The organism is Streptomyces alanosinicus (assembly GCF_014650595.1).
In the GTDB taxonomy this organism is placed as follows: domain Bacteria; phylum Actinomycetota; class Actinomycetes; order Streptomycetales; family Streptomycetaceae; genus Streptomyces; species Streptomyces alanosinicus.
The window spans coordinates 1,029,945-1,045,778 of record NZ_BMVG01000001.1 but is presented as its reverse complement, the minus strand read 5'-3'; the positions used below and the strand labels follow the sequence as shown (position 1 = coordinate 1,045,778).

Sequence of the window (15,834 nt, the reverse complement as noted above, 5' to 3'; positions counted from 1 at the left end):
CGTACGCCCTCGTAGACAGCCAGGCCGAGCCGCTGGTTCCGGGAAACTGTCGAGCAGACCTTAAAGCCATGGACCCGGGATGTTCGCCCCCTCGAACAACTCGAAGGGGACACGGTCTTGTACGGGCCGGTGTCCAGAGGTTAGCTTCTCTCGATAGAAAGCGCTTGCTGTACTCGCTTGCCGTACCGACCGGGGCGCGCGGCGCCCCCGAAGGGGACTGACGTGACACGCAAGACGGTGCGTATCGCCATGAACGGCGTGACCGGGCGCATGGGCTACCGCCAGCACCTCGTCCGGTCGATCCTCGCCCTGCGCGAGGCAGGCGGGCTCGACCTCGGCGACGGCACCGTGCTGTGGCCGGAGCCGATCCTGATCGGCCGCCGCGCGCACGCCCTGGCCGAGATCGCCGAACGGCACGGCCTGGAGCATGTCTCCACCGATCTCGACGCGGTACTCGCCGACCCCACCGTCGACATCTACTTCGACTCCCAGGTCACCTCCGCCCGCGAGGCGGCCCTCACCAAGGCGATCGCCGCCGGAAAGCACGTCTACACCGAGAAGCCGACGGCGACGGGACTGGCGGGCGCCCTCGAACTCGCCCGTCTCGCCCGGGAGAAGGGCATCAAGCACGGCGTCGTCCAGGACAAGATCTTCCTGCCGGGCCTGCTGAAGCTGAAGCGGCTGATCGACGGCGGCTTCTTCGGGCGGATCCTGTCCGTGCGGGGCGAGTTCGGCTACTGGGTCTTCGAGGGCGACTGGCAGCCCGCCCAGCGCCCCTCCTGGAACTACCGCGCCGCGGACGGCGGCGGCATCGTCGTCGACATGTTCCCGCACTGGGAGTACGTGCTGCACGAGCTGTTCGGCCGGGTCACCTCCGTCCAGGCCCTCGCCACCACCCACATCCCGCAGCGCTGGGACGAGCAGGGCAAGCCCTACGACGCCACGGCGGACGACGCGGCCTACGGCGTCTTCGAGCTGGCGGGCGGCATCGTCGCCCAGATCAACTCCTCCTGGGCGGTCCGGGTCAACCGCGACGAACTGGTCGAGTTCCAGGTCGACGGCACCGAGGGCTCGGCCGTCGCCGGCCTGCGCGGCTGCCGCGTCCAGCACCGCTCGGCGACCCCCAAGCCGGTCTGGAACCCGGACGTCCCGGCCACCGAGGTCTTCCGCGACCAGTGGCAGGAGGTGCCGGACAACACCGGGTTCGACAACGGCTTCAAGGCCCAGTGGGAGCTGTTTCTCAAGCACGTCTGCGCCGACGGGCCGTACCACTGGGACCTGCTGGCCGGCGCCCGCGGCGTGCAACTCGCCGAGCTGGGCCTGAGGTCCTCCGTCGAGGGCCGCCGCATCGACGTCCCGGAGATCTCCCTGTGACGATCCGACTCCCCCGCGCCGACGGCACCCTGCGGGCGTACGAGCCCCGCACCGAGCCCCTGCTGTTCCCGCCGGGCACCCCCTTCACCTCCCGTACGGTCTTCTCCGCGGCCCATGTCGTCGCCGACCCCCGCGCCGATGTCTCGCCCGACTCGCCCGCGGCCGTCGACTGGGACGCCACCCTCGCCTTCCGCCGCCATCTGTGGGCGCACGGGCTCGGCGTCGCCGAGGCCATGGACACCGCCCAGCGCGGCATGGGCCTGGACTGGGCGGGCGCGGCCGAACTGATCCGCCGCAGCGCGGCCGAGGCGAGGACGGCCGGCGGCCGGATCGCCTGCGGCGTGGGCACCGACCAGATCACGGGCGGCGCCCTGGCAGAGATCCGCGCGGCCTACGAGGAACAGCTGGCGGTGGTGGAGGAGGCCGGCGCCCAGCCGATCCTGATGGCGTCCCGCGCCCTGGCCGCCGCCGCCTCGGGCCCCGAGGACTACCTGGAGATCTACGGCCACCTCCTGCGCCAGTCCGCCGAGCCGGTGATCCTGCACTGGCTGGGCCCCATGTTCGACCCTGCGCTCAAGGGCTACTGGGGCTCCGCCGACCTGGACGCGGCGACGAAGGTGTTCCTGGAGGTCATCGCCGCCCACCCCGACAAGGTCGACGGCGTCAAGGTGTCCCTGCTCGACGCCCGGCGCGAGATCGGCCTGCGCCGCCGGCTGCCGAAGGGCGTGCGCTGCTACACCGGCGACGACTTCCACTACCCGGAGCTGATCGCGGGCGACGAACAGGGCTTCAGCCACGCCCTGCTCGGCGTCTTCGACCCGCTGGGCCCGCTGGCGGCCGAGGCGGTGCGGGTCCTGGACACGGGCGACACGGCCGGCTTCCGGGAGCTGCTGGACCCGACCGTCGCCCTCTCCCGGCATCTCTTCCAGCCGCCGACCCGCTTCTACAAGACGGGTGTGGTCCTCCTCGCCTGGCTCGCCGGCCACCAGTCGCACTTCACGATGGTCGGCGGACTGCAGTCCGCCCGCTCCCTGCCGCACCTCGCGCGCGCCTACGAACTCGCCGACGGCCTGGGCCTGTTCCCGGACCCGGCGCTCGCCGAGCAGCGGATGACGAACCTGCTGTCCCTGTACGGAGTGAACCCGTGACCGCTCTCGCGCGCTTCAGCATCAACCAGATGACGGTGAAGCAGCTGTCCCTGCCCGAACTCGCCGCGGCCTGCGGTGCGTCGGGTGTCACCCAGGTGGGCCTGTGGCGTGCACCGGTCCAGAAGTACGGCCTTCGGGCGACGGCGAAGCTGATGCGCGACGCGGGGCTGACCGTGACGACCCTGTGCCGGGGCGGTTTCTTCACGGCGATCGAGCCGCGGGCGCGTGCCGTCGCCCTCGCCGACAACCGCCGGGCGGTCGAGGAGGCGGCCACCCTCGGCACGGACACCCTCGTCCTGGTCTCCGGCGGCCTCCCGGCGGGCTCCAGGGATCTGCCCGGGGCCCGGGAGCGCGTCGCCGACGCCCTCGCCGAACTGGGGCCGTATGCCGAGCGGCACGGCGTACGGCTCGCCCTGGAGGTGCTGCACCCCATGTACGCCGCGGACCGCTGTGTGGTCTCCACCCTCGCCCAGGCCCTGGACCTCGCCGAACGCTTCCCCGCGCACCAGGTCGGGGTGGCCGTCGACACCTACCACATCTGGTGGGACGACCAGGCGCCCGCGCAGATCGCACGGGCGGGGGCGGGCGGCCGTATCCACGCCTTCCAACTCGCCGACTGGATCACCCCGTTGCCCGAGGGCGTCCTCAACGGGCGGGGCCAGATCGGCGACGGAGCGATCGACATGCGCGCGTGGCGGGGCCATATGGAGGCCGCCGGGTACACCGGGCCCATCGAGGTCGAGCTGTTCAACGAGGAGCTGTGGGCCCGGGACGGCCGGGAGGTGCTGGCGGAGACGTTGAAGCGTTTCCGCGGCGCTTTCCTGTGATCGGCGGCGCTCTCGGACAAGGCGGCTCCATCGCAAGGTCGGACCGCTTTACGAGCCCTGAGCGGGGCCCACGCCCCCCGGGTCAGAAGAACACCCCGCACCGCAGCAGCACATTCGCGTACGGGCGGGCCTCGCCGGTGCGGACCAGCAGGCGGGCGCCCGCCGAGAGTTCCTTCAGCCGCTCGTGCGGGACCAGCTCCAGGTCCTGGAAGTGGGCGGCCAGCAGGGCCCGGTTGGGGCCGCGCAGCTCCTGCGCCGCCGTCGCGCCCTCCACCACCAGCTCGGCCAGCAGACCGTCCAGGACCTCCGCGAACGACGGCACCCCGGCGCGGAACGCCAGGTCCACCACGCGCGGCCCGGCCGGGATCGGCAGGCCCGCGTCGCACACCAGCACCCCGTCCCCGTGCCCCAACTCGGCCAGCGCGCCGGCCAGATGACGGTTGAGGATCCCCGCCTTCTTCACAGCAGGCCGACCTCCCGCGCCGTCGGATACGACTCCTGCGCGCCCCGCCTGGTCACGGCCGCCGCGCCGACCCGGGCCGCGTAGGCCGCCGCCTCCTCCAGCGCCGCGCCCGCGCCCAGCCGCCAGGCCAGCGCGGCCGTGAAGGCGTCCCCGGCGCCGGTCGTGTCCACCGCGTCCACCTTCACCGACGGCACGGAAGAGACACCACTGGAGTCGGCCACCAATGCCCCCTCGGCACCCAGCGTCACCACCACCGAGCGCGGGCCCTTCGCCAGCAGCAGCCGCGCCCAGTCCGCCGGGTCCTCGCTCACACAGGACTCGCCGAGGATCACCCGCGCCTCGTGCTCGTTGACGATCAGCGGATCGCAGGCCGCGAGCACCTCCGTGGGCAGGGGCCGCGGCGGGGACGGGTTCAGCACGAAACGGCTGTCCGGGGACAGGTTCCGTACCACCTCCACGACCGTCTCCAGCGGGATCTCCAGCTGCGCCGACACCACCCGGGAGGCGAGGAACAGACTCACGGCCGCCCGGACGTCCGCGGGGGCCAGCCGGGCGTTGGCGCCGGGCGACACCACGATGCTGTTGTCCCCGGACGGATCCACGGTGATCAGCGCCACGCCGGTCGGCGCCCCGCCCACCAGCACCCCGACCGTGTCGACACCGGACGCGCGCAGGGAGTCCAGGAGCAGCCGGCCGTAGGCGTCGTCGCCGACCCGGGCCAGCAGGGCCGTACCCGCGCCGAGCCGGGCCGCGGCGACCGCCTGGTTGGCGCCCTTGCCGCCCGGGTGGACGGCCAGGTCGCCGCCGAGCACCGTCTCACCGGCGGCCGGCCGCCGCTCGACATCGATCACGAGGTCGGCGTTGGCCGAACCCACGACCAACAGGTCGTAGTCGTACATCAGTTGACTCCCCTTGCTCCGCTGAGCGACGACCCGCCTGGGGCCATCCGCTCGTGGTCACCCGCTGAAACCGGCCACGTTGTCCTTCGTGACCACCTTCACCGGTACCTTCACCGTCGGCTCCACCTTCTTGCCCCGCACCGCGTTCAGCGCGTTGTCGACGGCAATCCTTCCCAACTGCGTCGGCTGCTGTGCGACCGACGCGTACAGCGTGCCGTTCTTCACCGCCGTCAGCCCGTCCGGGGTGCCGTCGAATCCGACGACCTGCACGGACGTGCCGGCCTTGGCGCCGAGCGCCTTGACCGCGCCCAGCGCCATCTCGTCGTTGGCGGCGATGACGCCCTGCACATCCGGGTGGGCCTGGAGCAGGTTCGACATCACGTCGAGGCCCTTGGTCCGGTCGAAGTCGGCGGGCTGCTGGGCCAGCACCTGGATACCTGGGTAGGCCTTCAGGCCCTGCGCGAAGCCCGCCGCCCGCTCCCGGGCCGCCGACGTACCCGCCTGGCCCTGCAGGATCACGATCTTGCCCGTGCCGCCGAGCTTCTCGGCGATCGACCTGGCGGCCAGCTCACCGCCGGCCACGTTGTCGGACGCCACCAGGGTGTCCACGTCCGCCTTGTTGACGCCGCGGTCGACGGCGACCACCGGGATCCCCGCCTTGTCGGCGGCCTGGACCGAGTTGCCCGCCGCGTCCGAGTCCACCGGGTTGACGATGATCGCGCCCAGGCCGGAACTGGTGAAGTTCTGCACCTGGTTGGCCTGCTGCGAGGCGTCGTTCTGGGCGTCCGTGACGGTCAGGTCCACGCCCAGCCTCTTCGCCTCGGCCTCGGCGCCGGCCCGGATCTGCACGAAGAAGGGGTTGTTGAGGGTGGACAGCGACAGGCCCATCCTCGGGTTCGCGGCGGACGACGAGCCGTTGTGCAGGAAGGACGTGGCCCCGACGACCGCCACGGTCACGACGGCCGCGAGGCCGTACGTCGCCGCCCGCCTGCCCCCGCCGCCCCCGCCGGGGACGGTCGCCGCCGCGCCGGCCCCCGCCTTGCGGCGCACGGTGTCCAGCAGCACCGCCAGCGCGATGACGACACCGATCACGACCTGCTGCCAGAAGGCCGAGACGCTGAGCAGGTTGAGACCGTTCCTGAGCACCGCCAGGATCAGCGCGCCGATGAGTGTGCCGGACGCCTTGCCGGTGCCGCCCGCGAGCGAGGCGCCGCCGATGACGACCGCGGCGATCGCGTCCAGTTCATAGCCGTCGGCGGCCTGCGGCTGCGCCGAGGACAGCCGGGAGGCCAGCACGACGCCGGCGACGGCGGCGAACACCCCGGACAGCGCGTAGATGGCGAGCTTCTGCCGGCGCACCCGCAGCCCCGACAGCCGCGCAGCCTCCTCGTTGCCCCCGATGGCGTACATGGAACGCCCGATGTACGTCCGCCCCAGCACGAGGGCGGCCAGCAGCCCCATCACGACCATGACCAGCACGGGCACCGGCAGCCAGCCGCCGAGCGTGTCGCCGAGATGCGAGACCGAGCCGGGGAAGGCGATCGGCGAGCCCTGCGAGATCACCAGGGCGAGACCACGGCCCACCGACAGCATCGCCAGCGTCGCGATGAACGGCGGCAGTTTGCCGTAGGCGATGAGGAAACCGTTCACCAGACCGGCCGCCACACCCGTGCCGAGCCCGAGGAGCACGGCGAGTGGCACCGGCACCCCGGCGTGTGTGGCGCTCCAGGCCAGCACGGTCGCCGACAGCGCGGCCACGGACCCGACCGACAGGTCGATACCGGCCGAGACGATCACGAAGGTCACACCGAAGGCGAGGACGGCCGTGACGGCCGCCTGGACACCGATGTTGAGCAGATTGTCGGTCGTCAGGAAGTCCCCGGACAGCGCCGACAGCGCGATGACGAGGACGATCAGCGCGGTGAGCGCGCCGTTGTCCAGGAGCAGCCGGCGCAGGCCGCCCGTGGCGGCGCCGCTCGCGCCCGCCCGGCTCTTGAGCGTGTCAGTGGCCACGGCTGGCCTCCTTCGCGGTGTTCTTGTCAGCGGTGTTCTTGTCAGCGGTGTGCTTCTCGGCCGTGTTCGTCCCGGCGGTGTTCGTCCCGGCAGTGGGGGTGGAGACGGCGAGCGCCATGACGGCGTCCTGCGTGGCGTCGGCCGCGTGCAGTTCGCCGGCGATCCGGCCCTGGGCCATGACCAGCACCCGGTCGCTCATGCCGAGCACCTCCGGCAGATCGCTGGAGATCATGAGCACGGCGGCACCGGCCGCGGTCAGTTCATTGATCAGCTGATAGATCTCGACCTTGGCGCCGACGTCGATCCCGCGCGTCGGCTCGTCGAGGATCAGCACCTTCGTGTCGGCCAGCAGCCACTTGCCGATGACGACCTTCTGCTGATTGCCGCCGGACAGCGTCCGCACCTGCTGCCCCAGCCCGGCCATCCGCACACCCAGCTGACGGGCGATCCGCTCAGCGGCCATGTGCTGGACCTTGCGGTCGACGAATCCGCCCCGGGTGGCGGCCCGCAGCGTGACGAGCCCGAGGTTCTCCTCGACGGAGGCGTCCAGCACCAGCCCCTGTCCCTTGCGGTCCTCCGGCACGAGCCCGATCCCGGCGGCCATCGCGGCGTTCACGTCATGCCGCCGGAGCGGCGTCCCGGAGACGGCGACGGCCCCGCCGTCGTACGGATCGGCCCCGAACACGGCCCGTACGACCTCGGTCCGCCCGGCGCCCACCAGCCCGGCGATCCCGACGACCTCCCCGGCCCGCACCTCGAAGCTCACGTCATGGAACACCCCGTCCCGGGTGAGCCCCTCTACGGAGAGAAGGGCCGCGCCCCGTTCGGCCCGCTGCCGCGGATACTGCTGCTCGATGGACCGCCCGACCATGAGCCGTACGAGTTCGTCCTGCGGGGTGGAGGCGGGAACCTGCCCGACGCTCCTGCCGTCCCGGATGACGGTGACCCGGTCCCCGAGGGCGGCGATCTCCTCCAGGTGATGGGTGATGAAGACGATGCCGACGCCGTCCTCGCGCAGCTGACGCACGATCGCGAAGAGCTTCTCGACCTCCTCCGAGGTGAGCACGGCGGTCGGCTCGTCCATGATGAGCACGCGCGCGTCCAGGCTGAGCGCCTTGGCGATCTCGACCATCTGCAGCCGTGCGATGCCGAGTTCACGCACACGCGCGCGTGGGGACACGGCGACCCCGACCCGCGCCAGCAGCGCCTCGGCGTCGGCCTCCATCCTCTTCCGGTCGATCAACCCGAAGCGCCGGGGCTGCCGCCCGAGAAAGATGTTCTCGGCGACGGTCAGATCCGGAACGAGGTTGAACTCCTGGTAGATGGTCGCGATCCCGAGCCGCTCCGCGTCCTGGGCACCATGAATGCGCACCTCACGCCCACCCGCCAGGACCCGCCCGCCATCGGGCGTGTGGGCCCCGGAGAGCATCTTGATGAGGGTGCTCTTGCCGGCGCCGTTCTCACCGAGCAGCACATGGACCTCGCCCCGGCGCAGATCGAAGTCGACGCCGTCGAGGGCGACCACGCCCGGGAAGGTCTTGCGTATGCCCTCGATGCGCAGCAACTCGTCCGGGTCGCTCACGACGTGCTCCTGTTCCTCGGGAGATGCTCGCCGCACGAGCGGCGCACGACGAGCCGGGCGGAGAGGGCGACGGACGCGGCGGCCCGCCCCTCGATACGGTCGACGAGGGCCCGTACGGCGGCCCGCCCCAGCTCACCGGTCGGCTGGGCGATCGCGGTGATGGGCGGATCGGTGTGCACGAACCAGGGGATGTCGTCGAACGCGGCCAGCGCGATGTCGTCCGGCACCCGCAGTCCCCGCACGCGTACGGCGTCGAGCGCGCCGAGCGCCATGAGATTGTCGGCGGCGAAGACGACCTCCGGCGGCTGCGGCAGGTCCAGGAACCCCTCGGTGACCCGCCGCCCGCTCTCGGCCTGGAAGTCGCCCTGCCCGATGTAGACGTCGGGGAGCGAAAGTCCGTACTCGGCGAGGGCGGCCCGGAAGGCCTCGACGCGCTCACTGCCGGTCGTGGTGGCGGCGGGCCCGGCGATGATCGCCAGCCGCCGATGCCCCAGCGCGTACAGATGCGCGACCAGGTCCCGTACGGCGGCCCGTCCATCGGCCCGTACGACGGGCACGTCCACGCCGGGGATCCACCGGTCGACGAACACCATGGGCGTCCCGGCCCGAGCGGCATCCAGCATCAACGGCGACCCCCCGTCGGTGGGGGAGACCAGCAGCCCGTCGATCCGCCGATCGAGCAGATTGCGCACATGATGGTCCTGCAACTCGGGCCGCTCGTCGGCGTTCCCGATGATCACGCTGTACCCGAGCGCCCGCGCCTCCTCCTCGACGGAGCGGGCCAACTCGGTGAAGTAAGGATTCAGTACATCGCTGATCACCAGCCCGAGGGTGTGCGTCTGATCGGTACGCAGCGACCGGGCGACGGCGTTCGGACGGTAGCCCAGCGCTTCGACGGCCGTCAGTACGCGCGCGCGGGCGTCGGCGCTGACCGACGGGTGCGCGTTCAGCACCCGCGACACGGTGGCCACGGACACCCCGGCCGCCGCGGCGACGTCTTTGATACTCGCCATCGAGGGGCTCACCTCCTCGTGAGTTTTCGCGGCTCGTACGGGGCGTGGAATCGATTACACCCACGCCATGGGAAGGATTGGAATCGATTACACGGCCGCGTCGCAAGAGGTTGAACATTGACCGAAACCTAATCGTGACCGGGTGCGGGTGCGGGTGCGAGGCTGCGAGCGAAGTTCACCCCCGCCCCCGCTCTGGCGTCATGTACCCAGACACTCCGTGGGCCCGGCACCGGTCAGGGCGCCTGCCTCCCGGGCCGCTCGCTCGCTTCGGCCTGACACTGTCCGGGGAGCGAGCAGCCCGACGGCCACGGGATCACTCCGTGTCGAACAACTCCGCGGCGTCCGTGGCGTGCATGGCTTGCTGGGCCCAGAGCTCCAGCTGAGCCAGGTCCCTGCACGCCGCCACTCGCTTGCGGTCGGCTTCAAGTACCGGGATGCGGCGCCACTCCAGAATGTGCAGCACCATCTCGGCCTTGGCCTCGGCGCGACCTTGTTCCAGGCCTTGTTCGAGGCCTTGTTCGAGGCCTTGCTCCCGGCCCTGTTGCCAGCCTTCTTCCAGGCCCTGCTCCCGGCCTTCTTCGCGTACTTGCTCGGCCAGGGGGTGTCGCCAGAAGTACTGGATCGCCGTCATGAGGTCCCTCCACATCTGCTTCGCCTGGGGGTCGGCCAGGCAGGAGTCGACAAACTGCACGAAGACTGCGGCACTGTCGGGGTCGATGGTCCCCAGGGCGGCGGCCAGTGATTCCAGTATGGCCGGAGCCTTGGGCCCGCGTCCGTGTGTCATGGCCGAGAGCACCGCAAGAGGTACGTCCCGCTCGGCCTGATGCGTGTCGGCGATCACGGGTACGTTGTCCGGGCCGATGACCAGCGGACGTACTGTCATCGAGTCCCAGCCGGGGAAACCGAACCGGATCGGCTTCGACGCCCACCGCGCGGTCTTGCTGCTCTGCGTGATCACGATGAGCACCGGCTCGCACCGGTACTTCTCATACAAGTAGGACAGGTAGTAGGGCCAGCTGCCCCGCTTGCGTTCGTCCGCCTTCCCCTGCGACTCCACGACCAGCAGATACGTGCCCTCGTCCGTCTCCGCCCGCAGCAGGGTGTCGACCCGGCGCTCGACCGGTTCGATCTCGGTGAGGTCCACGTTCAGCGCGGCGATCTCCCGGGGCTCGGGGAACGGCACGTGCAGGACCTTCTGTAACGCCTTCGTCAGCAGCGTCGGATCCTTCTGGAAGATCCGATGCAGCGCTTCATGCGACGAGCCGACCATCAGCTCTCCTTTCCATCGCGGTGATCAACGAGTCACGCCGCCGCAAGTTCGCACCACACGTACTTCCCCCGGTCCCCGAACCGGGCCGTCGGCTGCCACCCTCAGTACCGCGCACACGCCTTCACCAGCCCCAGCCCCCGCCCGTCCTCCCACTGCGCCACCTGCTCCAGCGGACGCGGAGGATCCGGCGGGGCAGGGTCGCTGTCCCACGCCCCGATCCACACGGTGTCCTCCGGGGTACGACGCACCCTCAACGCGGCCGGGCCCTTCGTATGCCGCACAGCATTGGAGACCAACTCGGCAGCCAGCAGCTCCGCGGTGTCCACGATCCCGACCAGCCCGTGCAGGGTCAGGATCAGCCGCAGCGTGCGCCGGCACACCGTCACCGCTCTCAGGTCGTTGGGAACGTAGAGCGTGTAGTCCCAGGACTCGATTTCGGGCATGCGTCATCAACTCCGGTACAGAGGGATGGATTTGGCGCGCGGTGGCATTGCCGCAGCCGTCACAGCATGACGGTGCAGTGCGCTTCCGCTGCGTGTGCGGTACGTCACCGACGGTAGGGGTAACGTGTAACCCGTGGCAAGCTGATCGCGCGATCCACCCTCGAAAGAGCAGGAGCAACTCATGGTTCAGAGGCGTGAACCAACAGCACGTCAGTTGCGCCTGGGGGTCGAGTTGCGGAGGCTCCGCGAGGCAGCCGGACTCACCGCCATCCAGTCGGCGGCGCTACTCGGGGCCAACAGGGTGCAGATGAGCCACATCGAATCAGGGCTCACGGGAGTGAGCGAGGAGCGACTGCGCCGACTCGCATCCCATTACGCCTGCACCGATGCGGAGTTCATCGATGCGCTGGTCGAGATGGCCACAGACCGGGCGCGGGGTTGGTGGGAGGAGTACCGGGGCTTGCTTCCCACGTCATTTCTGGACTTGTCTGAGCTGGAGCACCATGCCCGGTTTCTCCGGCACGTGGCAATCCTGTACGTGCCAGGCCTCCTGCAGACCGAGGGCTATTCACGTGCTGTCTTCTCGTCCAGACTTCCAGAACTGACCGGCGAAGAACTTGAGTTGCGCATCCGGCACCGAAAGGCACGTCAGCGGTTCACCATCCCGTACGAAGCGGTGGTTCATGAGGCGGCGCTGCGGATCAGGGTCAGTGATCGTGCCACCTCAAGGGCCCAACTCACCCGACTCGTCGAGCTGTCCGAAGCGGAGCACATCACCGTGCGCGTCATCCCCTTCGACATGGACGGTTTCGCCAGAGCCTCAAGCACCATGACGTACGTGGGCGGCTCCCTGCCCAAGCTGGACACAGTGGTCCGTGACGCCTTGCACGGCACAGCCTTCATTGATTCCGAGGCTCAGCTCAACACCTACCGAACCAGCTTCCGTAGAGTGGAGGCCGCGGCGCTCGAACCCGGACAGTCGCGTGATCTCATCCACCGGCTGGCGAAGGAGTTGTGAGGAGAGACCCCATGGGCAACTGGCGAAAGTCGTCCTACTCCGGCCCGGGCGATGGTAACGAGTGCGTGGAGATCGCCACCACCCGCACCCGCGTTGCCATCCGCGACTCCAAGATCCCAGCCCATCGCACCCTCACCTTCCCCGCCCCTGCCTTCACCACGTTCCTCGAAGCCGTGAAGAAGCGAGACATGGCGCCGTAGGGCCACGCCCACGCCCACGCCCATGCCCTCGACAGCGCCCGGCCCGGAACCAGGCGTGCGGCGCTGGGGAGTCGACGCACAGCCAAGTCAAGTGTGGACTGAGCGCTAACGCTCTCCGCCCTGGTCGTGAGCAAGACTGACGGGGCATTCGAGGCCGCTCACGACCACACGCTCGCAACTGGCGCAGGTCGGACCAGTGCCGCACATGGCTTCGTGCACGCCTCGAAATCGAAAATCGACGTAATACAGGGGGAATCTTGAGCTCATCTTTGAAGCGGCGCGTCTTCATAGGGGTCGGCACAGTGTTCGCGGCCGTCGGCATTGCCGCGAACTCCGCCAGCTCCGCCATGGCGAACGTCTACTGGAGCGCCAGCACTCCGGGTTCATGGGTGGAGTTCTGGCCGGATGGAGATACTTTCCGGATCCACGACACACTTTCTGATGGAGCCTCGGCTGCCGTTCAGTACAAGCTGAAGAGGACCGACGGCGCCGGGTGGTATTCGACGAAGACACTCGTCCATTCGGGCGGAGCAGGCTCATCAGGGGACTTCATCCGGGATTTCCCCGAGGATACGAGTATCGACTTCCGCGCCTGCCTTTACAAGGGCGGTAAAGCATACTCGTGCAGTGCGTGGACCTACGCCTATACCTTCGACGACTGAACCCAACCTCGGTCGTCCATGAGGGTCCGTCAGCTTGCCGACGGACCCTCAATGCTGCCGGCCGACGCTGAAGGCTTCTCTGTGGAGTAATCGCGGAATATGGCCGACTTTCTGTACGGAGTGCTGTTTTGATTGAGATCCCTTCGGTGTCTTCTTCCCTGCTCGTCCAGGGCATGGTATTGAGCCAAACCAGTCTTGTCGGCCCGGGTACGCCCAACCTGCACCCTGCGGTACTGGAGTTCGTCGACTCGCTACCAGTGGAGACGCGCAGGAGGTTCACCGGTCGGTGCGCAGAGTCGGCCTTGGTGTCGGACCAGTTGTGGGAGATGGACTCGGCGCGCACGGACGGCCGTAGTGTGACGCTCCGGGAAGCGGCCTCCCGATTCCACGACAGCGCTCTGACATCCCGCATGATTCGAGAGCCTGGTAATCCGGACCATGGGAAGTCTACGACCCCGTGCCCTGTCTGTTCGGCTCTGTTGCAGGAACTCGGAATCAGGGTAATTGGCTGACGGAATTCTGTCGGTGGACGAGAAAGGTCGTTTCTTCCGCCTCCGCCACAGTGGGGGCCTTGGCGCCCCCGATGTCACACCCCACCGGTACCGTCGGATCATGGCTCAACAGGTGGGGACCCAGGGCGGTGAGCGGAAGCTCGCCGTGCTTGAAGGGGTGCTGGAGAGGATCACGTACGCCAACGAGGAGAACGGGTACACGGTCGCCCGGGTCGACACCGGCAGAGGCGCCGGCGATCTCCTCACGGTCGTGGGTGCGCTGCTCGGTGCCCAGGCGGGGGAGTCGCTGCGGATGGAGGGCCGCTGGGGGTCGCACCCCCAGTACGGCAAGCAGTTCCTCGTCGAGAACTACACGACCGTCCTGCCCGCCACCGTCCAGGGCATCCGGCGATACCTGGGGTCCGGGCTGGTCAAGGGGATCGGACCGGTCTTCGCCGACCGGATCACACAGCACTTCGGCACCGACACCCTGCGCATCATCGAGGAGGAGCCCAAGCGGCTCATCGAGGTGCCGGGGCTGGGTCCCAAGCGGACCAAGAAGATCGCCGAGGCCTGGGAGGAACAGAAGGCGATCAAGGAGGTCATGCTCTTCCTCCAGACCGTCGAGGTGTCGACGTCCATCGCCGTACGGATCTACAAGAAGTACGGGGACGCGTCGATCTCCGTCGTGAAGAACCACCCCTACCGGCTCGCCGCCGACGTCTGGGGCATCGGCTTCCTCACCGCCGACAAGATCGCCCAGTCCGTCGGGATCCCGCACGACAGCCCGGAGCGGGTCAAGGCAGGTCTGCAGTACGCGCTGTCGCAGTCCGCCGACCAGGGCCACTGCTTCCTGCCGGAGGAGCGGCTGATCTCCGACGCCGTGAAGCTGCTCGCCGTCGACACCGGACTCGTCATCGAGTGCCTCGCCGAACTGGCCCAGCCGGGAGAGGACGGCGAGGAGCCGGGCGTCGTACGGGAGAAGGTGCCGGGATTGGACGGCGAGCACTCCGAGCCTGTCACCGCCGTCTATCTCGTCCCCTTCCACCGGGCCGAACTCTCCCTCTCCGCCCAGCTGCTCCGCCTCCTGCGCACGGACCAGGACCGGCTGCCGGGCTTCCAGGACGTCGAGTGGGAGAAGGCTCTCGGCTGGCTGAAGACACGCACCGGGGCCGATCTCGCGTCCGAGCAGGAGGCCGCCGTACGCCTCGCGCTCACCCGCAAGGTCGCCGTGCTCACCGGCGGGCCCGGCTGCGGCAAGTCCTTCACGGTGCGCTCGATCGTGGAGCTGGCCCGTGCCAAGCACGCGAAGGTGCTGCTCGCCGCGCCGACCGGACGGGCCGCCAAGCGGCTCGCCGAGCTGACCGGCGCGGAGGCCTCCACCGTGCACCGGCTGCTGGAGCTGAAGCCCGGTGGGGATGCCGCCTATGACCGGGACCGGCCGCTCGACGCCGACCTGGTCGTGGTCGACGAGGCCTCCATGCTGGATCTCCTCCTCGCCAACAAGCTGGTCAAAGCCGTACCGCCGGGGGCGCATCTCCTCTTCGTCGGGGATGTCGACCAGTTGCCCAGCGTCGGCGCGGGGGAGGTGCTCCGCGACCTGCTGGCGCCCCAGAGCCCTGTCCCCGCCGTCCGGCTCACCCAGGTCTTCCGGCAGGCCCAGCAGTCCGGAGTCGTCACCAACGCGCACCGGATCAACTCCGGGCGGCATCCGCTCACCGAGGGACTGAAGGACTTCTTCCTCTTCGTGGAGGACGACACGGAGGAGGCCGGGCGGCTCACCGTGGATGTGGCGGCGCGTCGGATTCCGGCCAGGTTCGGGCTGGATCCGCGGCGGGATGTGCAGGTCCTCGCGCCGATGCACCGGGGTCCGGCCGGTGCCGGCACTCTCAACGGCCTGCTTCAGCAGGCCATCACCCCGGGCCGCCCCGACCTGGCCGAGAAGCGCTTCGGCGGCCGGGTCTTCCGTGTCGGCGACAAGGTCACCCAGATTCGCAACAATTACGACAAGGGGAAGAACGGTGTCTTCAACGGCACCGTCGGCGTCGTCACATCGCTCGATCCGGTCGACCAGCGCCTGACCGTGCTGACGGACGAGGACGAGGAGGTCCCGTATGAATTCGACGAACTGGACGAACTGGCCCATGCGTACGCAGTGACCATCCACCGTTCGCAGGGAAGTGAATATCCCGCTGTGGTGATTCCCGTCACGACCGGAGCATGGATGATGTTGCAGCGGAACCTGCTGTACACGGCGGTGACACGGGCGAAACGGCTGGTCGTCCTCGTCGGTTCACGCAAGGCGATCGGGCAGGCGGTGCGCACGGTGTCCGCGGGGCGGCGTTGCACGGCGCTGGACTTCCGGCTGCATGGCTCCTGACCTGCCCCTGGGCGGGCGTCGCGACGTGCGTCACACAAAATGATCGATCAA

14 protein-coding genes and 1 pseudogene are annotated in these 15,834 nt (G+C 69.4%); 8 read left to right on the top strand and 7 right to left on the bottom strand.

Annotation, left to right across the window (positions count from 1 at the left end; translation table 11 throughout):
* Window positions 1-222: 222 nt before the first annotated feature.
* Genes IE277_RS04755 through IE277_RS04745 form a run of 3 tightly spaced genes read left to right on the top strand, consistent with a single transcriptional unit; the run spans window position 223 to window position 3,349 of the window.
* Window positions 223-1,374, top strand: coding sequence for a Gfo/Idh/MocA family protein (locus tag IE277_RS04755; RefSeq protein WP_189948719.1), 1,152 nt, complete (start codon window positions 223-225; stop codon window positions 1,372-1,374).
* Window positions 1,371-2,522, top strand: a complete 1,152-nt coding sequence (locus IE277_RS04750) for a dihydrodipicolinate synthase family protein (protein WP_189948718.1) — start codon at window positions 1,371-1,373, stop codon at window positions 2,520-2,522. Before IE277_RS04755 ends, IE277_RS04750 begins: the two co-directional genes overlap by 4 nt.
* Entirely contained in the window at window positions 2,519-3,349 is an 831-nt protein-coding gene (locus tag IE277_RS04745; protein ID WP_189948716.1) for a sugar phosphate isomerase/epimerase family protein, read from the top strand. Before IE277_RS04750 ends, IE277_RS04745 begins: the two co-directional genes overlap by 4 nt.
* Window positions 3,350-3,431: 82 nt before the next feature.
* On the opposite strand, the gene rbsD is transcribed toward IE277_RS04745, so the two are convergent.
* The 7 genes and pseudogenes from rbsD to IE277_RS04710 form a co-directional block, all read right to left on the bottom strand.
* Window positions 3,432-3,812 carry a D-ribose pyranase gene (gene rbsD, locus IE277_RS04740; protein WP_189948714.1) on the bottom strand — a complete coding sequence of 127 codons (381 nt, stop codon included), beginning with the start codon at window positions 3,810-3,812 and terminating at the stop codon, window positions 3,432-3,434.
* Window positions 3,809-4,711, bottom strand: a complete 903-nt coding sequence (locus IE277_RS04735) for a ribokinase (protein ID WP_189948713.1) — start codon at window positions 4,709-4,711, stop codon at window positions 3,809-3,811. The genes rbsD and IE277_RS04735 overlap by 4 nt, the downstream gene beginning before the upstream one ends.
* Window positions 4,712-4,768: 57 nt before the next feature.
* Window positions 4,769-6,724 carry an ABC transporter permease/substrate-binding protein gene (locus tag IE277_RS04730; RefSeq protein ID WP_189948711.1) on the bottom strand — a complete coding sequence of 652 codons (1,956 nt, stop codon included), beginning with the start codon at window positions 6,722-6,724 and terminating at the stop codon, window positions 4,769-4,771.
* On the bottom strand, window positions 6,714-8,306 hold the full coding sequence (locus IE277_RS04725) for a sugar ABC transporter ATP-binding protein (RefSeq protein ID WP_229880604.1): 1,593 nt from the start codon (window positions 8,304-8,306) through the stop codon (window positions 6,714-6,716). The genes IE277_RS04730 and IE277_RS04725 overlap by 11 nt, the downstream gene beginning before the upstream one ends.
* Window positions 8,303-9,319: a LacI family DNA-binding transcriptional regulator gene (locus tag IE277_RS04720; protein ID WP_189948709.1), complete on the bottom strand. Its 1,017-nt coding sequence runs from the start codon at window positions 9,317-9,319 to the stop codon at window positions 8,303-8,305. The genes IE277_RS04725 and IE277_RS04720 overlap by 4 nt, the downstream gene beginning before the upstream one ends.
* Before the next feature lie 313 nt (window positions 9,320-9,632).
* Window positions 9,633-10,589, bottom strand: a complete 957-nt coding sequence (locus tag IE277_RS04715) for a hypothetical protein (protein ID WP_189948707.1) — start codon at window positions 10,587-10,589, stop codon at window positions 9,633-9,635.
* A gap of 32 nt (window positions 10,590-10,621) precedes the next feature.
* Window positions 10,622-11,032, bottom strand: a pseudogene (locus IE277_RS04710) (ATP-binding protein).
* Window positions 11,033-11,213: 181 nt separating this feature from the next.
* Here IE277_RS04710 and IE277_RS04705 point away from each other — a divergent pair.
* The 5 genes from IE277_RS04705 (at window position 11,214) to recD2 (ending at window position 15,783) form a co-directional block, all read left to right on the top strand.
* Entirely contained in the window at window positions 11,214-12,050 is an 837-nt protein-coding gene (locus IE277_RS04705) for a helix-turn-helix domain-containing protein (RefSeq protein WP_189948704.1), read from the top strand.
* A gap of 11 nt (window positions 12,051-12,061) precedes the next feature.
* Complete coding sequence (locus IE277_RS04700) at window positions 12,062-12,250, top strand: DUF397 domain-containing protein (RefSeq protein ID WP_189948702.1); 189 nt, start codon at window positions 12,062-12,064, stop codon at window positions 12,248-12,250.
* A gap of 302 nt (window positions 12,251-12,552) precedes the next feature.
* Window positions 12,553-12,912: a hypothetical protein gene (locus tag IE277_RS04695; protein ID WP_189948701.1), complete on the top strand. Its 360-nt coding sequence runs from the start codon at window positions 12,553-12,555 to the stop codon at window positions 12,910-12,912.
* Window positions 12,913-13,058: 146 nt separating this feature from the next.
* Entirely contained in the window at window positions 13,059-13,424 is a 366-nt protein-coding gene (locus IE277_RS04690) for a YwqJ-related putative deaminase (RefSeq protein WP_268252143.1), read from the top strand.
* A 100-nt stretch (window positions 13,425-13,524) separates the two neighbouring features.
* Complete coding sequence (recD2, locus tag IE277_RS04685; RefSeq protein ID WP_189948697.1) at window positions 13,525-15,783, top strand: SF1B family DNA helicase RecD2; 2,259 nt, start codon at window positions 13,525-13,527, stop codon at window positions 15,781-15,783.
* Window positions 15,784-15,834: the final 51 nt, after the last annotated feature.